The sequence below is a fragment of the Pontibacter sp. GD7 genome, assembly GCF_058216375.1.
Genome location: NZ_JBYZMP010000007.1, coordinates 83,939 through 110,924, shown reverse-complemented (window position 1 = coordinate 110,924; position 26,986 = coordinate 83,939). Strand labels below are relative to the sequence as shown.

At 49.1% G+C, this 26,986-nt stretch carries 14 protein-coding genes; 6 read left to right on the top strand and 8 right to left on the bottom strand.

What is annotated here, in order from left to right; genetic code table 11:
• Positions 1-10 precede the first annotated feature (10 nt).
• Together AC4BAP_RS12465 and hrpB are read right to left on the bottom strand one after the other, a co-directional pair.
• Positions 11-2,488: a penicillin-binding protein 1A gene (locus tag AC4BAP_RS12465; RefSeq protein ID WP_490582989.1), complete on the bottom strand. Its 2,478-nt coding sequence runs from the start codon at positions 2,486-2,488 to the stop codon at positions 11-13.
• Positions 2,489-3,224: 736 nt separating this feature from the next.
• Positions 3,225-5,771, bottom strand: coding sequence for an ATP-dependent helicase HrpB (gene hrpB, locus AC4BAP_RS12460; RefSeq protein WP_490582988.1), 2,547 nt, complete (start codon positions 5,769-5,771; stop codon positions 3,225-3,227).
• Between the two features lie 423 nt (positions 5,772-6,194).
• On the opposite strand from hrpB, the gene AC4BAP_RS12455 reads away from it, so the two are divergent.
• From AC4BAP_RS12455 to AC4BAP_RS12435, 5 genes are all read left to right on the top strand, one after another.
• Positions 6,195-6,713: a YMGG-like glycine zipper-containing protein gene (locus tag AC4BAP_RS12455; protein WP_490582987.1), complete on the top strand. Its 519-nt coding sequence runs from the start codon at positions 6,195-6,197 to the stop codon at positions 6,711-6,713.
• A 132-nt stretch (positions 6,714-6,845) separates the two neighbouring features.
• Positions 6,846-7,310 (top strand): YybH family protein, encoded by a 465-nt coding sequence (locus tag AC4BAP_RS12450; protein WP_490582986.1) that lies wholly within the window; start codon positions 6,846-6,848, stop codon positions 7,308-7,310.
• Positions 7,311-7,878: 568 nt separating this feature from the next.
• Positions 7,879-17,673 (top strand): invasin domain 3-containing protein, encoded by a 9,795-nt coding sequence (locus tag AC4BAP_RS12445; RefSeq protein WP_490582985.1) that lies wholly within the window; start codon positions 7,879-7,881, stop codon positions 17,671-17,673.
• 69 nt (positions 17,674-17,742) lie between these two features.
• A complete protein-coding gene (locus tag AC4BAP_RS12440) occupies positions 17,743-18,672 on the top strand; it encodes a PorP/SprF family type IX secretion system membrane protein (protein ID WP_490582984.1) in 930 nt (309 codons plus the stop codon).
• A 57-nt stretch (positions 18,673-18,729) separates the two neighbouring features.
• Complete coding sequence (locus tag AC4BAP_RS12435; RefSeq protein ID WP_490582983.1) at positions 18,730-20,889, top strand: OmpA family protein; 2,160 nt, start codon at positions 18,730-18,732, stop codon at positions 20,887-20,889.
• Between the two features lie 114 nt (positions 20,890-21,003).
• On the opposite strand, the gene AC4BAP_RS12430 is transcribed toward AC4BAP_RS12435, so the two are convergent.
• The 6 genes from AC4BAP_RS12430 to AC4BAP_RS12405 all read right to left on the bottom strand — a co-directional run bounded on the left by AC4BAP_RS12430 (position 21,004) and on the right by AC4BAP_RS12405 (position 26,241).
• Positions 21,004-21,702 carry a DsbA family oxidoreductase gene (locus AC4BAP_RS12430; protein WP_490582982.1) on the bottom strand — a complete coding sequence of 233 codons (699 nt, stop codon included), beginning with the start codon at positions 21,700-21,702 and terminating at the stop codon, positions 21,004-21,006.
• A gap of 93 nt (positions 21,703-21,795) precedes the next feature.
• Positions 21,796-22,350 (bottom strand): peptide-methionine (S)-S-oxide reductase MsrA, encoded by a 555-nt coding sequence (gene msrA, locus AC4BAP_RS12425; RefSeq protein ID WP_490582981.1) that lies wholly within the window; start codon positions 22,348-22,350, stop codon positions 21,796-21,798.
• Between the two features lie 362 nt (positions 22,351-22,712).
• Positions 22,713-24,272 (bottom strand): M20/M25/M40 family metallo-hydrolase, encoded by a 1,560-nt coding sequence (locus AC4BAP_RS12420; protein WP_490582980.1) that lies wholly within the window; start codon positions 24,270-24,272, stop codon positions 22,713-22,715.
• A 300-nt stretch (positions 24,273-24,572) separates the two neighbouring features.
• Positions 24,573-25,139 carry a heme NO-binding domain-containing protein gene (locus AC4BAP_RS12415; RefSeq protein WP_490582979.1) on the bottom strand — a complete coding sequence of 189 codons (567 nt, stop codon included), beginning with the start codon at positions 25,137-25,139 and terminating at the stop codon, positions 24,573-24,575.
• Between the two features lie 24 nt (positions 25,140-25,163).
• On the bottom strand, positions 25,164-25,571 hold the full coding sequence (locus AC4BAP_RS12410) for a hypothetical protein (protein WP_490582978.1): 408 nt from the start codon (positions 25,569-25,571) through the stop codon (positions 25,164-25,166).
• A gap of 97 nt (positions 25,572-25,668) precedes the next feature.
• Complete coding sequence (locus tag AC4BAP_RS12405) at positions 25,669-26,241, bottom strand: NADPH-dependent FMN reductase (protein ID WP_490582977.1); 573 nt, start codon at positions 26,239-26,241, stop codon at positions 25,669-25,671.
• A 306-nt stretch (positions 26,242-26,547) separates the two neighbouring features.
• On the opposite strand from AC4BAP_RS12405, the gene AC4BAP_RS12400 reads away from it, so the two are divergent.
• The gene (locus AC4BAP_RS12400) at positions 26,548-26,946 is read left to right on the top strand and encodes a response regulator transcription factor (RefSeq protein ID WP_490582976.1); all 399 of its coding nucleotides are present in this window, start codon (positions 26,548-26,550) and stop codon (positions 26,944-26,946) included.
• The last annotated feature ends 40 nt before the right edge of the window (positions 26,947-26,986 follow it).

Below are 26,986 nucleotides of genomic sequence, written 5' to 3'. Positions count from 1 at the left end.
GTTACACTATCTAATCCCACCAACGACCTTTCTTGCGTTTTTCCTTTCGCTCTTTCTTACGTCTTTTCCAGTTATCCTTCAGCTCTTCAAACTTACGGGCAGCCCCTTCTGACACTGAATTGAAAACACGCTCCAGAAAATTCTCCTGAGGGGGCTCTTCCCTGAAAGAGGCACAGTCCAGGGAGGCGCGGATGCCTGGCGGTAACGGCTCAAATTTGCTGTTGTAGTAACCTTTATAGGCTGGGTCCAAGGCGATGCGGCGGGTAAAATCGCCCCAGATCGGCAGTGCCGTTCGGGAGCCCTGGCCAAGGTCAAGTGTCCGGAAACGCACCTGCGGACTTTCACCTCCTACCCATACGCCGGTTACCAGGTTAGGGGTAATGCCAATAAACCAGCCGTCGGCATTATCCTGGGTAGTACCTGTTTTGCCTGCTATGTCCATTTTCAACCCAAACTGTGAGCGTAATTTAGAGGCGCTTCCTTCTTCTACCACACCCTGCATCAGGTATAGCATAATGGCCGCCGTTTTATCCGAGATCACCCGTTTGGCGTCTTTCCCATCGTAGTGCTGGAGCAGAACGTTGCCATCGCGGTCTGTGATGCGGTTAATGTACACCGGCTTAACCCGCAAACCACGGTTGGCGAATGTAGCATAAGCTGTCACCATTTCCTCAAGAGAGGCGTCAGCAGTGCCCAAAGCCAGCGATGGTACTTCGGGTAGCTCGCTTTCCACACCGAGGCGGTGCGCCATATTTACGGTTGGCTCCACACCGGTTTTCATAATGATCTGTGCTGATACTGTGTTTACAGAGTTAGCCAGGGCACCCCGCATGGTGTATTCGCCGCCATACTTTTCGTCGGCATTACGCGGAGACCAATTATCGTTGGTATCATACGTGACCCGCTCGTTCGGGAAATAATCACATGGCTTAATACCCCTTTCCAGCGCGGCAGCATACACAATTGGCTTAAACGTAGAGCCTACCTGTCTTTTGGAGCGCACATGGTCATACTTGAATACACTGTGGTTGATGCCACCCACCCAGGCACGCACAAACCCAGTATGTGGTTCTACAGAAAACAAACCAGTGTTCAGAAAGCGCTGGTAATAGGCCACGGAGTCCATGGGGCTCATGGTGCGCTGCGTGCTGCCGTCCCAGCCGTATACTTTCATCGGCACCGGTGTCCGGAATGCCGCTGCTATTTCTGCCTCTGAGGCACCGGCGGCCTTTAATTTTTTATACCTGTCAGACTTTTGCATGGCTAGCTGCAGCACATCCGTGTTTCGGCCCCAGGGACTACGGCCGCGCCAGTGAGCCTCAAATTTTTTCTGGAGTTGTGCCATCTGCTTGCGCACCGCTGCCTCAGCGTGGCGCTGCATACCGGCATCTATGGTCGTATAGATCTTAAGACCGTCGGTGTACAGGTTGTACGGGTCACCGTTTTTCTTTCGTTTACTGGCAGCCCACTTTACAAGCTCCAGCCGCAATTGCTCCCTGAAGTATGGCGCCAACCCATCATTGTGGCTCACAACATTGTAATCTAGTTTCAGGGGTAATTGCTTCAGCGAGTCGGCCTGTGTTGCCGTAAGGTAGTTATACTTTGCCATTTGGCTCAGTACCACATTTCGACGCATTTTAGACTTTTCAGGGGCTAGCCTGGGGTTATAGGTGGTGGTTGCCTTCAGCATTCCGATCAGCACAGCGGCCTCCTCGGCTTTAAGCTTGCTGGCAGGCTTGTTAAAAAAGCGCTGTGCAGAACGTTCGATGCCGTAAAGGTTTCCACCCATGGGCACTGTGTTAAGGTAGAGCTCCAAAAGCTCCTCTTTCGTGTACAGGCTCTCCAGTTTACGGGCAATGATCATTTCGCGCAGCTTGTTTATAAGCATATCGCCAAACCAGTACCTTTTTCGTGGATAGAGGTTCTTTGCCAGCTGCTGACTTAGAGTACTGCCACCACCGGAGCTTTCATTCTGCATCAGCAGCGACTTAACCAGTACACGTCCCATACTTCGCACATCAATGCCGCTGTGCTCGTAAAAGCGCACGTCTTCCGTGGCGATCAAGGCGTCGATTGCGGCAGGTGAGATATCTGTGAATTTTACATTGGTACGGTCTTGTATGTAGTATCGGCCCAATAACTCGCCGCCGGCAGCGTATACTTCGGAGGCAGTATTGTTATGCACCGACTTAAGCTCTTTAGTGGATGGCATTCCTCCTAAAAAGCCGGCATAGATGGCAAAGTAGAATAATACGAAGAACAAGATGGCAACCAATGCCAGCTTGTAGAAGATCCGGAAAAGAAAACGGTAATCGGATCGGCTGCGGCTCTCTTTCCATTCGGCCCTTTTCTGCTGCCAGTAGGCTTTCGTGAACTTTGGCTTCAGGCTTTGGAAGAAAGCGGAAAACTCGCCGTGCACTAACCGCACAAACGGCGCCATTATTCTGGTTACTATAAATTTTATAAGCTGCTTTAGCGTACGCTTCATGTTCTGGTTTAACTCATTTGATAATGCCGGCTCATACTTTCCGGACACACTGCATACAAACGATGTTTTATATATTTTGGTGCAAAAACGGCCGCTGCAAGAATTAGGCCGGAGTATGGGGTGGCGAATATTTGAGATGAAACAAGCCCGTCTTTCTATCTAGTTTATGTTTTTCCTTAGTCTTAATTGCCTATCGTTTTACATTTGGCTTTGGTGCGCTCAAGGCCGCGAGGCCTCGTTTCTCTGCATCGCCGCTGTGTTCCCTCCTGCGCTTGCGCGCTGCCCTCCGGGCACCGGATCTCACAAGGCGGCTCAACAGAGAAACTGGGATGGACACTTCTTAGCTAGCGGCGGTCGCAACTGGAAGCAAAGTATAAATCTGATTTGTAGGGACAGGTCGCGACCCAATGCCGTTAACTTAAGGATTTTGTAAAGCTGATCTGGACATACTTGTCCGGATTTTAAGCTGTTGAGGACATCCTTGTCCGCGTTGCTGGTTACGGGGACAAGGATGTCCCCTGGCAGTTTTGCTTTCGGACAAAGAAGTCCGAAAGAGCTTTTGCTTTAAGTTGACGGCATTGGGTCGCGAGCTGTCCGAGGAATGGCCTCAACAATGAAACTTATATCATAATATAGTAATAGCGGAGATTCCCCTCTTGAGAGGGGTGCAGGGGTGTGTTAATCGTTGAAAAAACTCTAGTAGACAGAAGAGATTAAGTATGTTTGGTTTTGAATGCTACAACGGCCTTTTCTTCGTGCCCCTCGTTGCTTGTGCCTCTAAAGGGTTGTCGGGCCAATGGTGTTTGGGATAGCGGCCGCGAAGGTCCTTTCTCACATCAAAATAACCTGTATTCCAGAAGCTGCGCAGGTCTCGGGTAACCTGTACGGGGCGTGAGGCAGGTGAGAGCAGGTGCATGAGCACAGGCACCTTGCCACCCCCGATACGTGGCGTTTCAAGCATACCAAATACTTCCTGCAAACGCACGGCCAGTACCGGGGTGGCGGGGTCAGTGTAGTCGATGGCAATCCTGGAGCCGCTTGGTACCTGTAAATGTGTAGGCGCCAGGCGGTCCATTTCCTGCCGCTGCTCCCAGCTTAATTCAGCAAGTAGCAGTTCATTGAAATCAATACGGGCAACCTGCTCCATACTTCTGAGGCCTAAGAGGTGTGGCCGAAGCCATGCTTCAATACTTTCCTGGAGCGCTGCATCTGTTGCATCAGGCCAGGTGTCAGGAGCCAGTGTGTGCAGGAAGTTTAGCCGTTTTCTTGTGCGCAAAGCTTCTTCGGACCAGGGCAAGCGTGGCACACCCTTTTCCTGTAAAACCTCAAAAAGGGCATTGGCAATTTGTTCCGGGTCCGGATTTGGCTGTGTTTTTTCCTCCAATACCAAAGCACCCAACCTGGTTATACTTCGGGCAATTACCCGGTTGGCGGTGTCGTCCCAGCGTACCTCATCCAGGGTTTCGGTCTGCTCGCCAAAGTGTTTTAAGATCTCGGTTTTTGTGAGCGGGGCAGCCAGCAAGGCGCGGGTCCTGTTGCCTATCTCCAAATGCGCAATACTATAATAGGGCGCCTCGCCGAACAATTCGGTTTGTAATGCTACCCGCTGGCCGGTTACCAGACGCACTCTTCCAGAGTTCTCCAGTTGGGCTATACGGTCGGGGTAGGCCAGGGCGGTAAGTATGCCAAGCGCATCTGTATTAAGAGGAGCATAGGACTCACGCAGTCGCTGGCGCAGGTGCTGTGTCTGATCTTTTACCCGGCGCAAAGCATTTTCGTCTACTGCAAAGCCAGGCAGGTATGGCCGTTTCCCATCCACGAGTTCCAGGCGCACCTGCAGGTCTGGCATGGGCTCTGCATAGGTAGTCTGTAAAGGCTTCAGGAGATCTTTTTCTGATAAAATAGCAGCCAGGGCACAAGCCGTGGAAGTATAACCAAGCTCGCGGCCCCTGATAACAAGATGCCCCAGGCGTGGCGTTAAACCCATTGAAGCGATCGACTTTCCATGTGCAGTGGCATTTCCGGAGGTGTTAATGGCCTCTAAACGCAACAACAGATCATTTGCCAGTGAAAGGGCCGCTGCCGGCGGTACGTCAAGCCATTTTAGTTCTGTCACGTTTTTTACGCCCCAGATAGCCAGTTCCAGGGCAAGGCCTGTTAGGTCCGCTTCGCAAATTTCCGGTGTCTGGTTATCCGGGAGTTGTAATTGGTCGGCAGTAGACCAAAGGCGGTAGCAAACACCGGGGCCTAAACGGCCAGCGCGGCCACGGCGTTGGTCGGCAGCGGCTTTAGAAACCGGTACAGTGGCCAGTGTGGTTAAACCGGTGCGCGGAATAAACTTCGGTACACGCGCAAAACCACCATCGATCACAACCTTAACGCCTTCAATGGTTAAGCTGGTCTCGGCAATGCTGGTAGCCAGCACTATCTTCCTTCTGCCTTTTGGGGCTGGCTGTATAGCGGCTAATTGTTTTGACAGGGCCAGGTCGCCGTGCAGCAGGTGTAGGTCTATGCCTGGCATTAACCTGTTCTCCAGCTGTTCGGCTACTTTGCGCATTTCGCCCATGCCGGGTAAGAATACCAGTATATCGCCTTCCTGCTCATATTCCAGCGCCTGCCTGATCGCTTTTGGCACCAGGTTTACAAGACGTTGGGTGGGACGAGTGCCGGCCGCGGCTATCTCGGCAATACTTAAATAATGTGTTTCCACGGGGTATTGCTTGCCCATACTTTGCACCACCGGTGCATCCAGCCAGGTGGCAATGGTGGCAGTATCCAGAGTGGCACTCATAACTAATATGCGGAGGTCTGGTCTTAGCACAGCCTGTGCATCTAGTGCCAGAGCAAGGCCGAGATCTCCTTGCAGATTGCGCTCATGAAACTCGTCAAAAAGTATGGCTGCTACTCCCTCCAGGGCTGGGTCTTCCTGTAACAAGCGAGTTAATATACCCTCTGTAACAACTTCCACCTGTGTTTTGGCAGACACCACATGCTCCATACGCACCCAATAACCAACCGTCTGGCCAACTTCCTCGCCAATAATATCCGACATGCGCTGTGCGGCGGCACGTGTAGCCAGTCGGCGTGGCTCCAACACCAGTATCTTACCGCCCTCACGCCAGGGCGCCTGTAGCAAGGCCAGCGGCACCAGGGTGGTTTTTCCTGCACCTGGCGGGGCCTCCAATACCACGCGTGTATGGCGCTGAAGTGCATCCAGAAGGCCAGGCAGGGCTTCTTTTACTGGTAAATCGGGTAAACTATGAAAAAATGCAGATGGAGTCATTACATGCAAATGTCTGAAAAAATCCAGTTGCTTGCAGCAAAGTATTGCACTAGTCCCCAAAGGATGATACAGGTATACTTCGGGAGGCGGTATTTTTTATTCGGTCCGGTATCCTGATAGCTGGCAGGGCAAGGGCAATTCTATAATAAGTTTATATCCAGAGTTAATATCGTGGAGTTATCGGGCTTTTTTTAGCTTTTCCTTGTGAATTAAGGGGCCATATCAAAATTGTGAGCCATTGTTAAAGGTAAAGTAAAAGTTTTTAAATACGTGTTGTGTTAAAAATTTATTAATTGATAATCAATTGGTTGTGTGATGGTTTGTGCCTTTTTATAAAAATAATGTTCGCTTTTTTCTGTTGTTGGCACGTATGTTGCAAAATGACTAGACAGTTAGTTTTAGTTTCATCAGAATTGAATCGTTATGAAAAAGATTAGTTTAGTATTGAGCCTGGCCTTTTTTATGTTTATCGTGATGAGTAGCTCATCTCAGGCCCAGGAAAGAAAAAAATGGAGTCCACAAGCTAAAGGTGCTGTGATTGGTGCCGCCACAGGTGGTGCAGCAGGTGCCATTATACATAAGCGTAACCGTGTAGTAGGTGGTGTAGTTGGTGGTGTAGTTGGTGCTGGTGCCGGTTATGGCGTTGGTAAGATCATCGACAACAAGCGTAAGAAAGAAGAGGCAGCCGCAGCCGCTGACCGTATTGCCGCTATCGAGAGATCAAACCAGTATAAAGCTGCCGCATCGAGAAGAGCGTCTTCTGCACCTGCCAGATCATCTAAGGCAAACAACGTAGCAGCCGCAGAGCCACAGCAAGCTATGGCTTATGCCGCTAACGAAAACGTACCGGCTATCTTTAGTTCTGGTTATGTAATGAACCCTTACTACGGCGACCCTTCAAAGCCATACTTTACTTCTGAGTACAGGAGAAAAAGCTGGTAATTTGGATCTTTACTTATCAAAAGACCAAGCGCCCGGCGCTTGGTCTTTTTTCTTTTAAAGGAATGCACCCTTATTTAAAATCTTACGTGTATATGCAAAATTGAACATATTAACATTTAAAATTAAAAGGATATGAAACCGTTACGATATATAGCTTTCGTTTTTATGTTTGCCCTTCTGGCGGCATGTGATGCCAATAAGGAAGAGTTAAATGTACAACAGTTGAGCCAGGAGTTTATTGGTGCCTGGAATAGCAAGGACGCTGAAAAAGTGATCAGCATGATGGGAGAAGATGTACAGTTTGTGCAGGGAGAGATGCACCTGAGAGGTAAGTCGGAGGTTGGCAACCGTTGGGTGCGCGAAACCATCAACACTATCAATAACCTCAGGACAAGTTCTGCCAGCACTGGCGTTGACAACACCATGGCGTATGATGCCGGTAAATTTACGGTAGATGTGTTACCGGCCGGCCCTCAGGAGCCTTATAGTGTGGGCGATGGTAACTATATGTTGCTATGGAAGAAAAACGAAGCCGGCGAATGGAAATTAAGTTATGCCCAGTTGGAGGATATGCCGGTTAGAGCCAGAAATTTTTAAGATAACTTCTAATTTATACTTTGAGCCCGTGAAGGTAATCAGCCCTCACGGGCTTTTTTTGTTTATTGTGTACAGTAATTTAAACTGACTGATGACAGCGGGAACATGCAGCAAACAAATAGTTGATATAATAAACTAATAGCTGCGCTAAACGCTTGATTGTTAGTGATGTAACTGTTGAGTGCCCTTGAGTTGGCTAAATTAACTGCCAGTCACCTTTCTTATTAAAATTCACAAAAATAATAGCATAAGTATTTAAGAGCCTTATCTTTGCAGACTGATAAGCTATATACCAAAAGGTTAATATTGTTTGCGTTGGTTTCTCTCACTAAAGGTTAAGCATTTAGTTTAACATCCTTTAAGCCAGCCTCTTTTACAATTCCTTTTATTCTGCACTTGATTGATAGATTGATAAAACTGTGATTACCTGTTTGGTTGAAAGGCCTTGCAGTGCAATTTAATTTTATAAGAATTTATTTTACTAACCCTGTACCGCTGAATGAATAAACTTTACTTACTGCCCTTATTTCTTCTTTGCTGTTTTATGTCCTTTGGCCAAACCAAAGGCTTGATTTACAAACCGGCATCTACTGCGGCCGGAAGGGCCGTACTGGACCCAAACGGGGACGGCTATACTTCCAAAACTACCGCAGGCTTTAAAACAAACGACCGTGGAAACGGTGAAAGCGAAATTGCCTACAAGGCTATTCCAATTCTGGAGAACGAGCCAATTCAGGACCCTTTGCGAGGGCCGGGTTGTGGTTTTACCGATATGGTGGATTCCGGCGTTGGCGATCCGGTGATGTTTTACTTTGACGGGACCAACTTCCTGGTGCGTTTCCGCCTTAACAAAACCTCTCCGAACTCCAAGGGGTACAGCGTGCTGATCGATACTGACCAGAAGTTTGGTTTTACAGGTCCGAATGCTGACCCGAATGCGGTGGCCGGTAACCCTGGTTTTGAGATGGAGTTGGTGCTGATGTCGAACCACGGGGTGGCGCTTTACAACATAAACGGTACTACAACGCCTACGCTTATCTCGAACCAGGACTATGATTCGCATGCGCAGAAGTCGATAGCTTATACCGAGCAATGCGGCGACATGGACTACTTCTATGATTTTTATATGCCGTGGTCTGCGTTTGGCTTGCCCGTAGATACCAAGTTGCGTATGGTGGCCTTAACGGTGATGAACCCAAAGCCATCGATGGGCAACAACGCGAAATCCGACGTAGGAGGTGTTGACGACAGAAAGTATGGCGGCAACTACGACAAGCTGTTCGAGGATTTTATTCAGAACTATAACCCAACCTCCCCTCAGGACAACAATTCAGGCATCAGCGCCAGAACGCTCTGCCCATCCATTGATGCCAATGTTACAGTTACCTCTACCAGTATTACCGGTACGTCTACTGAGGCAGCTGGTACAGCCATAACAGTTTACAAAAACGGAGTTGCGTACGGTACCAAGGCTTATGTTACGGCTTCCGGCACCTGGTCTTTCAGCGTTTCAGGGTTGGCAGAGGGCGATGTGATCACAGCATCAGCCAAAGCCACCAATAAAGAGGAATCGGAAAGCAATTGCAGTGGCGTGCTGGTAGGACAGGTGTGTACAAGGCCTGCGGCGCCGGTATTAAGTGGATCAAATGGTAATAGTAATAAGTATGTTACTATTTCGTCTACTGTTTCAGGGGTATTCAATTTATACTTAGGTTCACAGCTATTGGTAGCGAATGCGAATATTGTGGCAGGAACAACCTATTATTATTGCCCTGCAGCAGGATTAGTAACAGCGGCTAATAGTTGTAACGGAGGCAACAACCTGGCAGCAGGCGTTTACAGGGCTACACTTACGGTTGGCGGTTGTACTTCCAACTCATCGTTTCTTTGTGTAAACACATCCACGGCATCAGCCACGCCTACCATCAACAGCCCAATTACTACGGCAACAAAGTATATTACGGGAACGGCAGTTGCCAACGCTCAGGTTATACTTAAAGTAAACGGTGCCGAAAAAGTAAGATTAACGGCTTCTGCCACAGGTGCATGGTCAGTTCCAACTTCTTCTTTGGCGCTTGCCAGTGGCAATACCATTACGGCCTATGCTTTAGAGGATGGCAAATGCCAGTCTGCCGAAACTACTGCTATCACGGTAACACAACCTGTGTCCATTGCGCCTTCTATAACGGGTACTTATTGCGGTACGGCAACGGTAATTACCGGAACGTCGGCGGAAGCAGCAGGTACCACGATCAGGCTGTTTTTGAACGGTTCGGCAACGGCACTCGCTACAACTACTACCGGAGCAAATGGTAGCTGGAGCATTACGGGTGTTTCTGTTACGCCGGGCTCTAGTTTAACGGCAAAGGCAACAGCTGCCGGCAAAACAGAAAGTGCTGCCTCGGTAGCCGTTTCCGTAAAATCAACCTCCAGCAATTCGGGTATTAACATCAATAGCACTACAGACCCTGCTACCTCCGAAAAGTATATCATGGAAAGCGCGACGAGCATTTCGGGTACGGCACCAGGTGGGTCGGGCATCATCAGTTTATACCTGGATGAGATGTTTATTGGCTCTGGTACCCTAAGCGGCGGTAACTGGACGGTTTCGAAGGCATCCTTCCCGAACGACTTTTATTTATTTGCCGGAGCCACTCTAACAGCAACTTTTACAGCCACAGGAGGCTGCGAAAGCGACTTTACTTTGCCTACGGTTGCCATACGCTGTGCCCCACCTGCCGACAAAGCGGTGACACCGACAAGCACAGTAGAGTGTACAGGGGCAACGCCCCAGGTTACTGTTAGCGCCTCAGAAGCCTTCCTGATCTACCAACTATTCAATGGCAGCACGCCGATCAGCTCATCTGTTCTGGGCAATGGGTCCAACATTGTATTAAATACAACCACACCGCTTACTGCAACTGCTGCCAACACGCTGGTAAATCTGCGCATAGTGGCCTCTAAAATACCTTATGTACAGGGTGTAAACTGCGATAAAGAGATGTCGCAGCAGGTAGCCGTGACACTAAATCCGGTTATCGAGAATAACACCATCAGCCTGCCATCGGGTGGTGGTAACTATTGCGGACCAACCAGTGTGGGTGCTATTGCAGGTTCAACTCCTACTGGTGGCAATGGCACTTATACTTACCAATGGCAAAGCAATGCCAGCGGAACATGGGCCGATATCTCAGGTGCCACCGGAAAAGATTACAACCCGGGCCAGGTATCCACTACAACATCTTACAGAAGAAAAGTATTTAGTGCTGCCTGCTCCAACGAAGATGCAAGCGCCTCAGTGGAGGTGAAGATACTTGCCGCCATTGCCAATAATGTTAGTTATACTGGTCAGGCTGTGTTCTGCGGAAGCGGTACACCAGGCCAGCTGCAGGGCAACACAGACGGCTCGTTTACTTCTTACCAATGGCAGTACAGCCTGGATGGAAATGTGTTCCAGAATATTGCAGGTGCTAATGCCGCTAACTATACGCCGGGTAACCTGACGCAGACTACTACTTTCAGAAGAGTGGTGAGCAACGGTACCTGCGAAAGCTATAGCGCTAACATCACCATCACGGTTAACCCTGCCATTGCGAACAACACCATCACAGCACCGGCTACAACCATACTTTGTGCTGCCGGAAGCGTGGGCGAGATTACAGGTGCTACCCCAACAGGAGGCAACGGCGCTTATACTTACAAATGGCAGATCAGTACGGATAACGGTGCGAGTTATACAGACATCTCTCCGGCAGTAACAACGCCAAACTACACGCCGGCCAATGTTTCGGCTACAACATACTTTAAGCGTTTGGTAAGCAGCGGAGCCTGTGCAAATGCCGAGAGCAATGTGGTAAAGATCACAGTTGTTTCGGTTGCACAGACCACTGTTTCAGCGGATGCAACCACCCTGGCGGCTAACGGCACAAGCACAACAACCATCAGGGTGCAGTTGAAAGATGCTTTTGGTACGGATGTAAACACTGCTACCTGCAACCTGACTCTGAACGCAGACAAGGGAACGATCAGCAACCTGGTAAATGTCGGGGATGGTACCTATACGGCTACTTATACTTCCGGTAAAATATCCGGACTGGCAACCGTTACGGGTGTTTTAAACGGCAGCAACTTAACCAACACAGCGCAGATCACGCTCAACCCTGCGCTTAATCTGGCTGCTACAACCATAACGGCCTCTCCAACTACGGTGTATGCCAACGGTTCCAGCACTTCCACTGCTACAGTTAGGTTTAAAGACTACGCCGGCAATGCGATTACAGTGGATGCGGCTAAAGTATCCATATTATTAAATAGTGTAAGCACAAGTATAAATGACCTTGGCAATGGCGTATTCACAGCGGTGGTTCCTGCCCAGGCTAGCCCTACAACAGTTACAGTTACCGCCAAATACGATGGTGCAGCTACTGGCGGCTCAGCTACTGTTAATTTTATAGCGGAGCCTGTAGTGGTGCCTAACCCAAGTATGGCAAACTCAACGGTTACAGCCAGCCCAACCACAGTAAACGCGGATAATGTAAGCACCTCTACTGCTTCGGTTCAGTTTAAGGACGCCGGCGGCGACAACCTGGCTGTTGATGCAACTAAAGTAGATGTTTTCCTGGATGGTGTGTCTGTAAGCTATACTGATAAAGGAAACGGACTGTTTGAGGTTATTGTGCCAGCCAGAACCACGGCGGCAACAGTTACGGTAACAGCCAGGTATGACGGTGCGGCGGTAAACAGCTCGGCCACAGTAAACTTTGTGCCAGTTGTTAATCCTGCACTAACAGTGGTATCTGCTTCTCCGGCAACAGTAAACGCCAATGGCAGCAGCACTGCCACAGTAACCGTAACTTACAAAGACTATGCAGGCAACCCGATTGCCGTGGCCCCGGCTGATGCCAGCATTTTATTAAATGGAAGCCCGGTAAGTGTAACTGCTAACGGGACAGGAGTATACACCGCAACGGTACCTGCCAGAACTACAGCCGAAACAGTAAACGCAACGGCTACCTACAAGGGTACTACGGTAAGCAGTACGGCAAACGTGTCATTTGTTGCAGCACTTAATTTAGCGGCTACAGAAGTAACAGCATTGCCGGTTACAGTAAATGCCGATGGCACCAGTACTTCAACGGCTACCGTTAGCTTTAAGGATTATGCCGGTAATGCCATCGCAGTTGAGACCGCTAATGTTAAACTCTTATTAAACAATGTGTCCGTTGCTATTGTGGCGGATGGAACTGGTGTTTACAAAGCTACTGTGCCAGCCCGTATTGTTGCAGAGACAGTCCATGTAACAGCGCAATACGATGCGACTACAGTAACAGATGATGCTACCGTAACCTTTGTGGCTGCCTTGAACCTTGCTGCAACAGAGGTAACCGCTACCCCGAACCAGGTAGCTGCCAATGGTAGCAGCACCGCCACGGCAAAGGTGGCTTTCAAAGATTACAATGGCAATCCGATCGCGGTAGATGGCGCAAAAGTGAGGTTATTACTGGATGGTGTTTCGGCAAGTATAACGCCAGCGTCTGCAGGAACTTACATAGCCACCGTACCAGCCAGAACAACAGCTGCTACTGTTACTGTTACCGCAACTTACGATGGAGTTGCAACAGGCGGAAATCCTACAGTACAGTTTGTGCCGGTGCTTAACCTGGCTGCTACCACGCTAGTGGCCAACCCGGCTATCGTTAATGCAAACGGCACCAGCACCTCTACGGCAACCCTGAGGTTTTACGACTACGCTGGCAATGCCATTGTGGTGGATGCTGCAAAAGTGACCATGCTGCTGGACGGAGCAGGGGCAACAATCACTTCGCTTGGGAATGGCGTGTTTGAGTTAACAGTGCCGGCTAGCACGACGGCCAAAACCGTACAGGTAACTGCTAAGTATGACGGCGCTACGTTAGGGGCAACAGCTACGGTAGAGTTTGTAGCTACCCTGAACCTGGCTGCCACGGAGGTAACGGCTAACCCGACAACGGTAAATGCCGACGGTGTGAGCAGCTCCACGGCACGTGTGGCCTTCAAGGATTATGCTGGCAATGGCTTTGCAGTGGATATCTCGAAAGTAGAACTGCTGGAAGGCGGCGCTGTACTTGCCGGACTTCAGGACAAAGGCAATGGCGTGTTTGAAGCTACGGTTCCTGCCCGTATAACTGCTGAGACGGCAAGCATCACAGCTAAGTATAATGATAGTCCAACGGCAGGCTCCGCCTCCGTTAATTTCGTTGCAGTAGTAGACCTGACCAAAACAACAATACAGGCCAACCCGACTACAGTTGCAGCAAACGGAACGAGCACATCAGAAGTAACCATCACCTTTAAAGACCACGCTGGAAACAACATTGCCATAGACCCAGCCAAGCTGAACGTGTTGTTGAACGGAACTGGAGTAGCGTTTACATCAGGTGCAGCAGGCGTTTACACCGCCACGGTGCCAGCCAGAACAACTGCTGAAACTGTAGTGGCAAGCGCCACTTATAATGCCACAGCCATAACAGCAACTGCATCAGTGAACTTTGTAGCTGCTCTTAACCTGGCTGCCACGGAGGTAACGGCTAACCCAACTACGGTTAATGCAGATGGCGCCAGCACATCAACAGCCAGGGTAGCTTTTAAAGACTATGCCGGCAATGCCTTTGCAGTTGATCCAGCTAAGGTAAAACTCTTTGAGGATGCTGCCATGCTTGCCGGTTTAACTGATAAAGGCAATGGAATATTCGAGGCAACCATACCAGCCAGAACTAGTGCCGCTACAGTTGAGATCTCGGCAACTTACGATGGAGCAATTATAACAGATAAAGCCAACGTGAACTTTGTGCCGGCGCTTAACCTGGCCGCTACCGAGATCACTGCAACGCCAACAACTGTTCCGGCAAATGGTACTAGCACTTCGGAGGCTATTATCAGGTTTAAGGACTATGCCGGCAACGGAATGGAGGTAGATCCCGCTAAACTGAACCTGCTTCTGAATAACATTACTGCAACATTCCAGAGTTTGGGTGGCGGCGCTTATAAAGTGATCTTGCCGGCCCGAACTACCGCTGAAAACGTGACTGTAACAGCCAAGTATGATGGGGCTGCTATCAGCAGCTCGGCTACAGTAACGTTTGTTCCGGTTGTAAACCTGGCTGCCACCACGCTGCAGGCTGCACCGGCAACGGTTGCTGCCAATGGTACAAGCACAGCAAAAGCCACACTTCAGTTTAAGGATTATGCCGGGAATGCTATTGCCGTTGATGCAGCTAAGGTTACTATACTTTTGGATGGAGTGGCTGCAAGCGTTACACCAAACGGAACAGGGGTGTTTGAGCTTATCGTTCCGGCCCGCACCAACGCACAGGTTGTGCAGGTAACTGCAACTTACGATGCGGCATCAGTGGCAAGCACCGAGTCTGTAACCTTCGTGCCAGCTGTTGATCTGTCTAAAACGGTGGTATCGGCGAGTCCGGCAACTGTAAAAGCAGACGGCGTGAGCACGGCAACAGCAACCGTTGTGTTTAAAGACTATGCAGGCAATAACATCGATGTGAACCAAACCGACGTTGCCTTGCTCCTGAACGGAACATCAAACACCGTTACCAGAAGCGCAACCGGAACCTACACTTTAACTATACCAGCCAGAACTACCGCAGAAACAGTACAGGTTACATCAACTTATTCCGGAAGTGGAGTGGGAGGTACGGCAACTGTCAACTTCGTACCTGTGGTGAATTTAGCGGCAACAACGCTAACCGCAACTCCTGGTGTAGTGGTGGCAGATGGTACAAGCACCGCAACAGTAGCCCTTCAGTTTAAAGACTACGATGGTAACGCCATAGCCATGGACGACAGCAAAGTAGTTATACTTTTAGATGGAGCTGCTGTAAGTATAGATCCGGTAAGTGCCGGCAAGTATACAGCCACGGTACCAGCGAGAACTACAGTTGCCCTTGTAACGGCAACGGCTACTTATGATGGTGCTGCCCTGAGCCCGAGCGCAACTGTTGAGTTTACGCCGGTTATAAATGTAGCCGCCACACTTGTTTCCGCTAGCCCAACCACAGTTAATGCGGATGGCGTAAGCACATCGCTTGCAACAGTAGAATTTAAAGACATGGCAGGCAATAGCATCAACGTAGATGCCTCTAAAGTGAGCATCCTGTTAAATGGAACCCCGGTTACCGCCACCACCAAAGGCAACGGCGTGTTCGAAGCAACTATACCGGCGCGCACAATAGCTGAGACGGTTGAGGTAACAGCGAAGTATGACGGGGAAATGGCCACAAACAAAGCAAATGTAAGCTTTGTGCCTGCCCTGAACCTGGCCGCTACTACCGTAACAGCCAATCCGCTTACTGTAAACGCTGATGGCACAAGCACAGCAACAGGTACAGTTAGTTTTAAAGACTATGCTGGTAACGCATTTGAAGTTGAGGCTGCTAAAGTAGAACTCATGCTAAACGGTGTTGCTGCAGTTGCCATGGCTAAGGGTAATGGCGTATTCGAAGTTGAGATACCAGCCCGCACCGTAGCAGAGCAAGTAGAAGTTACCGCTAAGTATAACGGATCTCTTGTGAGCAGTAAAGCCACAGTAGCGTTTGTGCCGGCGCTTAACCTGGCCGCTACTACCATTGTGGCTAACCCAACTACGGTGAATGCCGATGGCACCAGCACCTCCACAGCAACGATCACTTTCAGAGATTATGCCGGTAACCCAATTGCGGTAGAGGCTGCTAAACTGGATGTAAAACTAAATGGCGTACCAACAACTTTTACAGCTGGCTCGACAGGTGTATACACGGCAGTAGTGCCTGCCAGAATAACTGCTGAAACAGTAGAGGTAACTGGAGTTTACGACGGAGTAGCCATTGCGGCCAAAGCATCTGTAACATTTATACCTGCTGTAAACCTTGCAGCAACTATAGTAAGCGCAACACCAGCCTCATTATTGGCGAATGGCGTGAGCACTGCCACGGCAAAAGTTGAATTTAAGGATTACGCCGGCAATGCAATAACCGTAGATCCTGCGAAAGTGGCCATACTTTTAAATGGTGTAATTGCTACCCTGACTGACAAAGGAAACGGCGTATTTGAAGCTGTTGTTCCAGCCAGAAATACAGCTGCTGTAGTAGAAGTTACGGCTACGTATGATGGAAATCTGGTAGCAAGCAAGGCCCAGGTTGAATTCATACATGTGCCTGCGTTAAGCTTGCAGCGTTCAACGTTGGTGGCTAACCCAACCACGGTAGTGGCCGACGGTACCAGCACTTCGCTGATCACGGTGCAACTGAAAGACGGCGATGGCAATAATTTCACTTCTTCAGAAACAGTAAGCATCACGAGTAATTTCGGCACTGTTTCGGCGGTAACGAACAACGGGAACGGTAACTACACGGCAACCATCGCTTCGGCAAGTATAGGTACAGCCACGATTACCGCTAAAGTTGGTACTGCCACTTTGGATGCCAAACCAACGGTGAACTTCGTGATCGGAAGTGCCAGCGCTACTACCTCAACCATTACAGCATCGAAAGCTTCAATCCCTGCGGATGGGGCGAGTACTTCTGTCATTACGGTAACGCTGTTCGATGCGCAGAACCGCCGCATCACAACTGGTGGCGACATCGTGACGCTAAGCAGCTCGCTGGGTACATTGGGCACTATAACTGATAATAACGACGGCACTTATACAGCAACATTAACATCGGCTATTACAGCTGGTAATGCTATAATTAGCGGTAAAGTGAACGGAGCCAACATGAGCAATACCGTAACGGTAACCTTCACAGCCTTGCCTCTACCTAACCGGGCACCAATTGCCCAGAATGATCAGTTTACGGTAAACAACCACGAGAAACTGACAGGCAATGTACTTGCAAACGACTCTGATCCGGATGGCAACCCGCTGACGGTGAAGACGAGCCTGGTTCGCCAGCCAATGTTCGGAACGATTGTGATGCAGGCCAACGGTACCTTTACTTACACCCCTAACAAAGGCTACGCCGGCACCGACTCCTTTACCTACGAAGTATGCGATAACGGCAACCCAGCGCTTTGTGCGCAGGCCACGGTTAACATACAGGTTGTGCAAAGCCAGGTGTTTATTCCGGAAGGATTCTCTCCGGATGGCGACGGCGAAAACGACACCTTCGTGATCTATGGTGCCGAGAAGTATAAAGTATCGCTGAAGGTATTTAACCGCTGGGGTGATGTGGTGTACGAAAGCAAGGTGTACAAGAACGATTGGGACGGCACGGCGCAGAAAGGTCTTGTGCTAGGCGATAAACTGCCGGACGGTACCTACTTCTACATCGTGGACCTTAACAACGGAGAGAAGCCTCGCACGCACTCACTCATCATTAAAAGAAAATAAGTAACACGGTAGTACAAACTGGCAGGCGCAAGATGCCTGCCAGCCTGTGCTACCACATTTTTATACCTTATGAAAAGTTTTTTACATAAGTTCTGCCTTGTAGCCGGTTTCCTGATGATGGTGTCGGGAGTGGCTTATGCCCAGCAGGAGGCAATGTATTCGCAGTACATGTTTAACGGTTTAATTCTGAACCCGGCTTACGCAGGTAGCCAGGGTGGCTTAACAGCCGCTGCCCTGTACCGCAACCAGTGGGTAGGCGTAGAGGGAGCCCCGGTAACCCAGACTTTCTCATTACACGCACCCGTGAAAAACGACAAAGTAGGACTTGGCCTCTCGGTAGTGAATGACGAGATCGGGGTAACCAATACGTTAAGTGCAAACGGTGTTTATGCCTATCGCATTCAGCTGAACAGAGGAGTTTTGTCGATGGGCTTGCAGGCTGGTGTAACGAAGATACGTGCCGATTATACTAAGGTAAAACTTAACCCGCAGGATAACCCGGATCAGCAGTTCACGGATGTGCAAAATTTCCTGACGTTTAACTTCGGCAATGGTTTATACTATTATACCGACAAGTTTTACGCCGACCTATCTGCCCCAAACCTGTTCCGCACCAAACTTTCCAGCGACACCGACGACGCCTATCCAAAACACGCCAGGCACTATTTTATCAGCTCAGGCTATGTTTTTGACCTGGGTGAGAATGTGAAATTAAAACCATCCACCATTATCAAAGTGGCAGAAGGTGCACCGGTGCAGTTTGATGTGAATGCCAATATATGGCTGCACAACTTTATCGGTCTGGGGGCCTCTTACCGCTCTAATAATGCGCTTGTTGGTCTCGTGGAAATGCAGATAGCCAAGCAGCTCCGAATAGGTTATGCCTATGATCATCCTACCTCAAACATCAGCAGGTATACGGCTAACACGCACGAGGTCATGCTGCGCTTTGATGCATTCAGAGGTGACCAGCGTTACGTGTCGCCGAGGTTGTTTTAATTTTTGGTTTAATGATGGAAGAGCTGGTTTTAATGCACCGGTTTCAAAAGTATAAGTATGAAAAAACGTTACCTTTTACCTGTCTTGTTGCTGGCCGCTAACAGCGTGTTGGGCCAATCAAGCAAAACAGCGAAAGCAGATAAATATTTTAACGCCTACCAGTTTGAGGCTGCCGCCAATGCCTACGAAAAGGCGCTGAAAAAAGAACCTGCAAACGCAGAGGCGATGCTGAAGCTGATCCAGAGTTACCTGAAACTGGAGGATACAGAAAAGGCAAATTACTGGTTAAACAAAGCCGCTGAGGCAGACCTGAGCACGGGCAAACAATACCGCGAGGTTGCTGCTTTGCTGGCAACCAAAGCGCGTTACCAGGAGGCATTAAAACTTTATGGCAAAGCAGTTGCAGCCAACGATGCGGAAAGTATAAAGTGGCAAAAGGCCTACCAAAACCTGAATGCTTTTTACGAGGATTCGCTGCTGTACACGATCAACAGAGCCATGTTCAACTCGTCGTTCTCAGATTTCAGTCCGGCGTTTTATGGCAATGGCATTGTATTCAGTTCGTCGCGCAGCAATGCCTCAAAAGTTAACCAACCAGACAAGAACTACTCAGGTTTTATAGACTTGTTTTATGCGGATGGAGCAGCCAACCCGGTACCGTTTAGTGAGGTTTTGAATTCGAAGTACCACGAAGGACCGCTTACCTTTAACGCCACCCAGGATACGGTATACTTTACACGCAGCAATTTTGAGAAGAAATCTGTCTTTAACAAAGAAGGCGTAAACAACCTGAAAGTATACATGGCGGTGTTGCAGAACGGCACATGGCAACAAGTGCAGGAACTACCCTTCAACAGCAACGATTACTCGGTGGGGCATCCGGCGCTGGCTGGCAGCAATGTGCTATACTTTACATCCAACATGCCCGGCGGCTTTGGCGGTACCGATCTCTACAAGTCTGTAAAAGTGAACGGTGTTTGGCAGGCTCCTGTAAACTTGGGTGCAGAGATCAATACTACTGGGGATGAGATGTTTCCTTTTGTGGATGATAAGGGCACATTATACTTTGCATCCAACGGGCACCCGGGCTTAGGCGGACTGGATATATTTTATACTTCGGCCACAGAAAAAGGCTTTGGTAAGGTGCAGTCTGTTGGCTACCCGATAAATACACCCGGCGATGATTTTGGACTGATCATAAAAGGCAATGATGGCTACTATACTTCCAACTATAAATCGGCTTACGACGATATTTTTGCCTTTGCTGTTACCCGCCAAAAGCAGTTAATATTGCTAGCTGTGGACCAGTATGGAAAACCGGTAACTAATGTGCAGATGCAGGCCAGCGCAGCAGGCAATATAAGCCACAATAGCATACTGCCCAAAGCACCTGCCACCATCAACTGGAACTACGGAGCCTTTGATAAACTAATGCTGAGCAAAAAAGGCTATGCTTCTGCGGAGCTTGCCCTGGCCAAAGCTGACTTTTTTAAGTATATGGCCGGCGACACGGTTAAAGTTATCATGGCGAAGAAGGCTGCACCTGCCGGCGACAGGCGCGTGCAGGTAGCTTTACAGGATGAAGCAGGAAAGTCCATACTTGGAGGCAGGCTGGAAGTGACCGACCTGAAAACCGGAGCCAAAAAGCTTTATGACGTTAATGAAAGTGGCCTGACCCAGGTGGTTTTCTCACCGAACAGAAACTACCAGATAAAAGGTTTTAAGCAGGGCTTTAACGATGGCCTGCTAAGTATAAATGCCAGCATGGTAAACGGCTTTGGGGCAGAGGATGAACTGAGCCTGTTGCTGAAAGCCAAAGAACTTTTCAATGCCGTGAAGGTAGGGGAGATGATCGAGTTGGAGATCGAGTATGATCTTGCCAAGGCAGACATCAGGCCAGGAGCCGCACAAACCCTGGATAAACTGGTAGCCTACATGAAAAAGTATCCGGGAGTAAAAGTAGAGTTAGGCGCACATACCGATAACCGTGGTTCAGATGCCTACAACCAGGAGCTTTCGCAGCGCAGGGCAGAGGCTGCAGCGGCCTATGTTGTGGCAAACGGCATTAACGCTGAACGATTGGTGGCAAAAGGATACGGCGAAAGCAAACCTAAAATTGCCAATGCCAAAACCGAGGCTCAACACCAGGCAAATCGCAGAACTACCGTTAAGATCATTGCAAACGAAAATGCAAATACTTCCGCGACTGGCAATTAAACTGAAAGTATAAGAGGTGGCCTATGCTTTGCAAGAATAATCTTACAAACTGAAAGGTCACTGAAGTATAAAACAAAAGGCTGGAATCAATTCCAGCTTTTTGTTTTTAGTGCATCAGCAGCCGTTAATATCGCAACTGTTGCCTTCTGTTTTTATACATTCCAGTGCAGGTGCCACTTGCTCAAACACATTCAGAAACGTGTCGGCAGGCTGTGCTCCACTGATCAGGTACTTGTCGTTGATGATGAAGGCAGGAACGCCTGTAATACCGGCGGACTGTGCCCATTGCTCCATTTCGCGTACTTCGGCTTTGCCGGCTTCACTCTGGAAGAATCCCTCCAGCTTTTCAGCAGGAATACCATTCTCGATACCGATCCTGGTTAGCAGTTCAGTGTCGTTCATGTTGTTGCCCTCGGTAAAGTAGCTGTAGAACAGCGCTTCGGCTACTTTCTCCTGTACACCATGTTCACCTGCCAGCCAGATCAGCCTGTGTCCGTTAAAGGTATTGTTCACCCTCGTAGATTTGTCAAAGTTGAAGTCAATTCCCACCTCGGCGCCTGTTTCTGTCATGCGCTGGTTCATGGCGCCAAGCTGCGAAAGTATACTTGGGCCATAGGCGTTTTTAAAGTACTCCTGCTTGTCCTGGCCATCCTGCGGCAGGTTGGCGTTTAGCTCAAATGGTTTAAAGTTCACCTCAACGTCATACTTGTCTTGGGTGGCATCAATAGCCTGTTCCAGCCTTTTCTCGCCAACATAGCACCAGGGGCAATTTATATCGGAAACGATGTCTATTTTGATCTTTTGTTTTGTCATGTTCAAGGTATGGTTACTCATCAAACCTATCAACAAAAGTAGGGCATTATAGTTTAATTTATACTTTGCTCGTGCTGCTTGGCTGGCCTGTGCTTACTTTTTATCCGGCCAGTGCCGCTCTATAAAACCCACTCTTCCGGAACCCACGCTGTACATTTTGTAGTGCCCCGGATTTTTTTTGTAGTAGTCCTGGTGGTACTCTTCGGCTGGCCAGAATTTTTGCGCCGGAAGTATGGGTGTTACAATCGGGCTGCTAAATCTGCCACTTTCCTCCAGTTCTTTCTTCGATTCCTCGGCCTGCTTTTTCTGCTCTTCGGTATGGTAAAAGATGGCTGTCTGGTACGATGAGCCCCGGTCGCCAAACTGCCCACCCGGGTCAGTGGGGTCTATCTGTTCCCAGAAAATTTCCAGTATCTCTTTGTAGGAAATTATACTTGGGTCGTATGTGATCTGCACAGCCTCGTAATGGCCGGTCGTGTCGGAGCATACTTCTTGGTAGGTAGGGTTCTCGGTATGGCCCCCGGTGTAGCCTGAGATTACTTTTATCACACCATCCCACTGATCGAAGGGTTTTACCATGCACCAGAAGCAGCCGCCGGCAAAAGTGGCCAGTTCATACTTTTCTTCCTTGTTTGCTTTATCTTCCATTGTGTTAATTGCTTGGTTTATACTTGTCTGCTCTACGGATTTACCCGAGTGTGGTATTGGATAACTCACAACGCTCATTTTGGCAATTACAGAGGTGGTGAATTTTCCTGCACTTAATGTTCAGTCTACCGCGAGTTGAAAACTCGCGGTAGGAAAATTGGCGGGTACAAGTTTGTGCCCTAATTGTAGCCTCTATCGGCAAGAGCGGACAAATCCATTTTTTAAAGGTAACAATCTTATACCTTGAGTTACTTAAGTGCTAACACCGCAATGCAAAGTTTGTTGCATGTAGTTCTAAAAACCAAAAGCCGCTCAAGTATAAATTCAAGCGGCTTTCGTAAAAATCAAAAAACAACCAAATATTAATCAAGTCCGCCTTTGCGGGTAGCTGGTCTCACCTGTGGCCATGTCATGGGCTCGCCGGTTCTTTGGTTTACAGGTAGTATACTTTTCTCACGTGATGTAGTCTCCGGGTCTTCGCTGGCCATGTATACCAGTATGGCGGCAAGTATGGCGTTGCTGCGCACATCGTCAAACACGATCTTGTCATACGTATCGCGGTTGGTGTGCCAGGTGTAATTGCCATACGACCAGCTTAAAGAACTTAGCGAGAAGGCCGGTACGCCTGCCGCCACAAACGAGGCATGGTCGGAGCCGCCGCCGCCAGGCATGCCCGGGAAGGTGGTTTCGATGGAGCTTGTGATGCTGCGTGGCGCCGCGTTTAACCAACGGGTAAGGTAGCTATACGAGTGCAGGAAGCCCTGTCCCGAAATATTGGCGATGCGGCCTGTGCCGTTGTCCTGGTTAAAGAGAGCCTGTATGTTTTTCACGATCTCCGGATGATCCTCCACAAATGCGCGCGAGCCGTTCAGGCCCTGCTCTTCGCTGCCCCAGTGGCCTACAAGTATGGTTCTTTTCGGGTTAGGGTATACCTGCTTCAGAATGCGCATCACTTCCATCATCATAATAGTGCCGGTGCCGTTGTCTGTTGCGCCAGTACCGCCATCCCAGGAGTCGAAATGTGCAGAAAGCATCACATACTCTTCCGGTTTCTCTGTGCCTTTGATCTCGGCAATGGTGTTGAATGCCGGAACAGGGTTCTTGGCATGCTTAGACTCAGCTACCACTTTTATTGTCGGTTTGGAGCCATTCTCGGCCAGGCGGTAAAGCATACCGTAATCCTCCAGGGCTACATCTATGGTAGGCACTTTTTTGGTATTGGCACTAAAGATCTTGTTCACCCCGAAACCGCTGCTCCAGTTGCTCATGATGATGCCTGCTGCGCCTGCTTTCTCAAGGGCTACCGGCAGCGTACGGCTGTTGTAACCTGTGTTGCTGATGCGTTTGCGCCATGCCTCTGCCTGCGCCTCACGCTCTTTCTTCATTTTCTCGAACGACTCGGTGGTGCCAAACTCCTTCCAGTTATAATCCGGACGGCCTGTTGGCTGGTTCATCGAGATCATCACAAACTTGCCTTTGGCGTTCGGCAACCACTTCTGGAAAGCAACAGAATCTTTCAGATCCGGAAGGATGATCACCTCTGCGGTAACGCCTTTGGCTGGGGTGGCAGGGCTCCAGGCAATTTGCATGGCCTCCAGGCTTTTAACGCGCGGCGATACCATGTCTACGTGTGTTATGCCGCGCTCCCAACCGCGCCACTCGCCCCATTTCTCATTTCTGGCTGCAATGCCCCAGCTTTTATACTTATCAACAGCCCAGTTATTTGCCTGCTGCATCTGAGGCGTGCCTACCAGGCGCGGTCCGATCACGTCCATCAGCTCGTGGCCAAGCTTCTCTAGTTGCGAGTTCTCGTTAGCCTCTTTCAGGATATTCTCAATAACAGGGTCTTTCTTTACCTGAGCCTGTACCAGTGTGCCGGCAAGCAGCAACAGCGCCAATAACAATTGTACGCGTTTTTTCATGTTAGATAGTTTAGTTAGTAAAGGTTGAAGAATGTGTTTGTTTTCTGGGAAAAGTGGGAAATGCCTGTGCGGCACAGCGTAACAAGTAGTTTTACATGCTTGGAAGGCAGCGATTGAGCTTAGCACAAAGCTAGTATGCTACTTTTGCGCAAAACCCTTACTAAGACTAAAGTATAAGCCTTTGGTTTAATCTCAGTTAAAAAATCTTTTTTGAGGAGAAAGGTTAAGAGGCTTGCTGCAACACACCGGGACTTGTTTTAGGTTCGGGGCAGCAGGGCAAAGTCGGTTTATTCGGAATTACTAACTGGCAAACTCTACTTGTATCTGCACGCGTTCCGCGTCTGCAGGGGTAAGCATCGATACTTTAACAAGGTCGCCTTCATGGTAAAATTTGGCAATGCCTTTTATAATGCCAACGGCCATGCCTGCCATGCGGCGGTGCGAATAGTAGTCTACAATAAGTAGTTTGGGCCCCTTTTTGGTAACCAGCAGTTTAGGAGGATTGGTCTGTTCGTTTTCCTGCTTAACAGCACCGTGCATGGCGCTTTCGGTGTGCAGCAGCATGTCGTAGGTGCGCCACTCGGGCCTCACATACTTTTTATACACCAGCATCAGGTCCGGTACCAGAAACTCGCCATACTTTTCAAGCAGGTCGTGGGTGCTTGTGTTGGAGGCATCGGCGGCGGCTTTTAAAATGGCGAGCAGCTCTGTGGTCGGATACATCTGGTGCATCTGGTAAGACGCGTTTTCCACGCCAGCGGCTTCGGTCAGGTTTGCCCATCCGCTGTAACCGTGGTTAAACTCTACAAACCGGCGCAACAGCATAAACAAAGAGCCGTGCATCCGATCGCCTGTTGCTGCAATCATTTTTCTGTGTATAAAAAATAGTAACTAACTGGCAAGCCACTTCAGGGCTGCTGCCTTGTCTGCGAATGTACGCAACTGATAGGGGAGAATGATTCCTCTTTCAAGCTGCCGGATATTCTCCTGCGCCCTTATCTCCTTGGTAGGGTCCTGGGGCTGGATGCGTGCCACTTTCCTTAGCCGTGTCTGGGCCAGTTCTTTTGCCAGTTGCATGGTCAGCTCCCTGCTTTCTTCAGGGCTTACTTCGATGGCGGTGGTGCTGGCATCAAGCAGCAGGTTCTTTACATCGTAGTTGTGGATGGCTTCCACCATCAATTTTAAGTTTTCCCTAGCCTCAGACAAAAAAGAAGTATAGAGGTCAGGGTACCTTACCTCTAAAATGTCAGCGGCAGGGTTATACGTAAGTTGTATGATGCTATTCTGATGAAGGATCATCGTCCGGAGCAGCTTTAAGCGTTCTAACAGTAAAGATAGTGATATTGCCTGATACCGTACAACAAAACGTTCCGGTAAAGTAGGCCAGGCGTTATACTTATACTTTCTGCTTATCTTCCATCTTCCTATTCGCCTCGACGCACCAGAGTACTTCTTCCATAAAGTGCTTTGCATGCTTTTCGGATGCCTCTTTATCGGATGGGGTGCCGTTCTCGTCGTATGCGCTGGCCACTTTGGGCACCGGAAACATGGCCGGCACCACCCACGCATGCATTTTCCAGAATGTGAACTGTATGGCCCGCATTACCTGCATTCCGCCAAAAGACCCCGCAGAAACAGTTACCAGGCCAATTGGCTTACGGTGCCATTCATCGTAGAGCAGGTCCACCACATTTTTCAGGCTGGCCGGGTAGCCGCCGTTATACTCCGGGGTGGCCACAATAACGGCATCCGCTTTTTTTATTTTCTCGGCAAAGTCAAGTGCACCCTTGGGCGGGTTCTCCAGGTTTTTCAGCCTTTCCTCAAACACAGGAAAGTTATACGCCTTCAGGTCCAGTATCTCGGCATTGCCCAGGTTGTTTTCTGTTATGAAGTTTTTGAAGAAAAGGGCTACCCGGTGGGTATTGCGGCCATTCCGGACGCTTGAGGAGATAATGGCGATCTGTGGCATAGTAAAAGTATAAATCTGAAAATTTACAGAGGTTTGTAAAGCACTTCCTTAAACGGCAGTGCCGGCCAGTAGTTTAAGCAAAAGTATGGCCTTGCGAGTAAGCCAGCTAAAGCGTAAACCAAATGCGTCCACTAAAAGCTTATGATTTTGAAGTAGTTAAAGTGGTCTTGCCTTCGCCTCCGGGTATACTTACCTCAAATTAAAATTTTGAATTTTGCATCATAGTATTTTATACTTTACAAAGTCCCACGAATGAACCAAACGCTATGGGGGTAAGTTGATTTTTATACACTACCTTATGGCAAGATGAAAACAGTTTTAGTTATTGAGGACAGCATGTTCGTTCGTGAAAACATCGCCGAAATGCTGTTGCTTGCTGGCTATAAGGTATTGAAAGCCGAAAATGGGAAGGTTGGCCTTGACAAGGCAATGCACCAAAAAGCCGATATCGTAATATGTGATGTGATGATGCCGGTGATGGATGGTTATGCTGTGTTGGATGAGTTTAAAAAGCGACCTGAACTCGAAGATATTCCTTTTATTTTCCTGTCAGCCAAATCGAGGAGTGAAGATATACGAAGAGGCATTGAGGCCGGTGCTGATGATTATCTTATCAAGCCTTTCCAGGAAAGTGAGCTGCTGAATGCTGTTGAGGCGGGCCTGCTGAAAGTGACCGTACAGAGTAAGAAATCAGGAACCCCCTGACCCATATGTAACTGCACTATCATTCAACGCACCGGAGCAT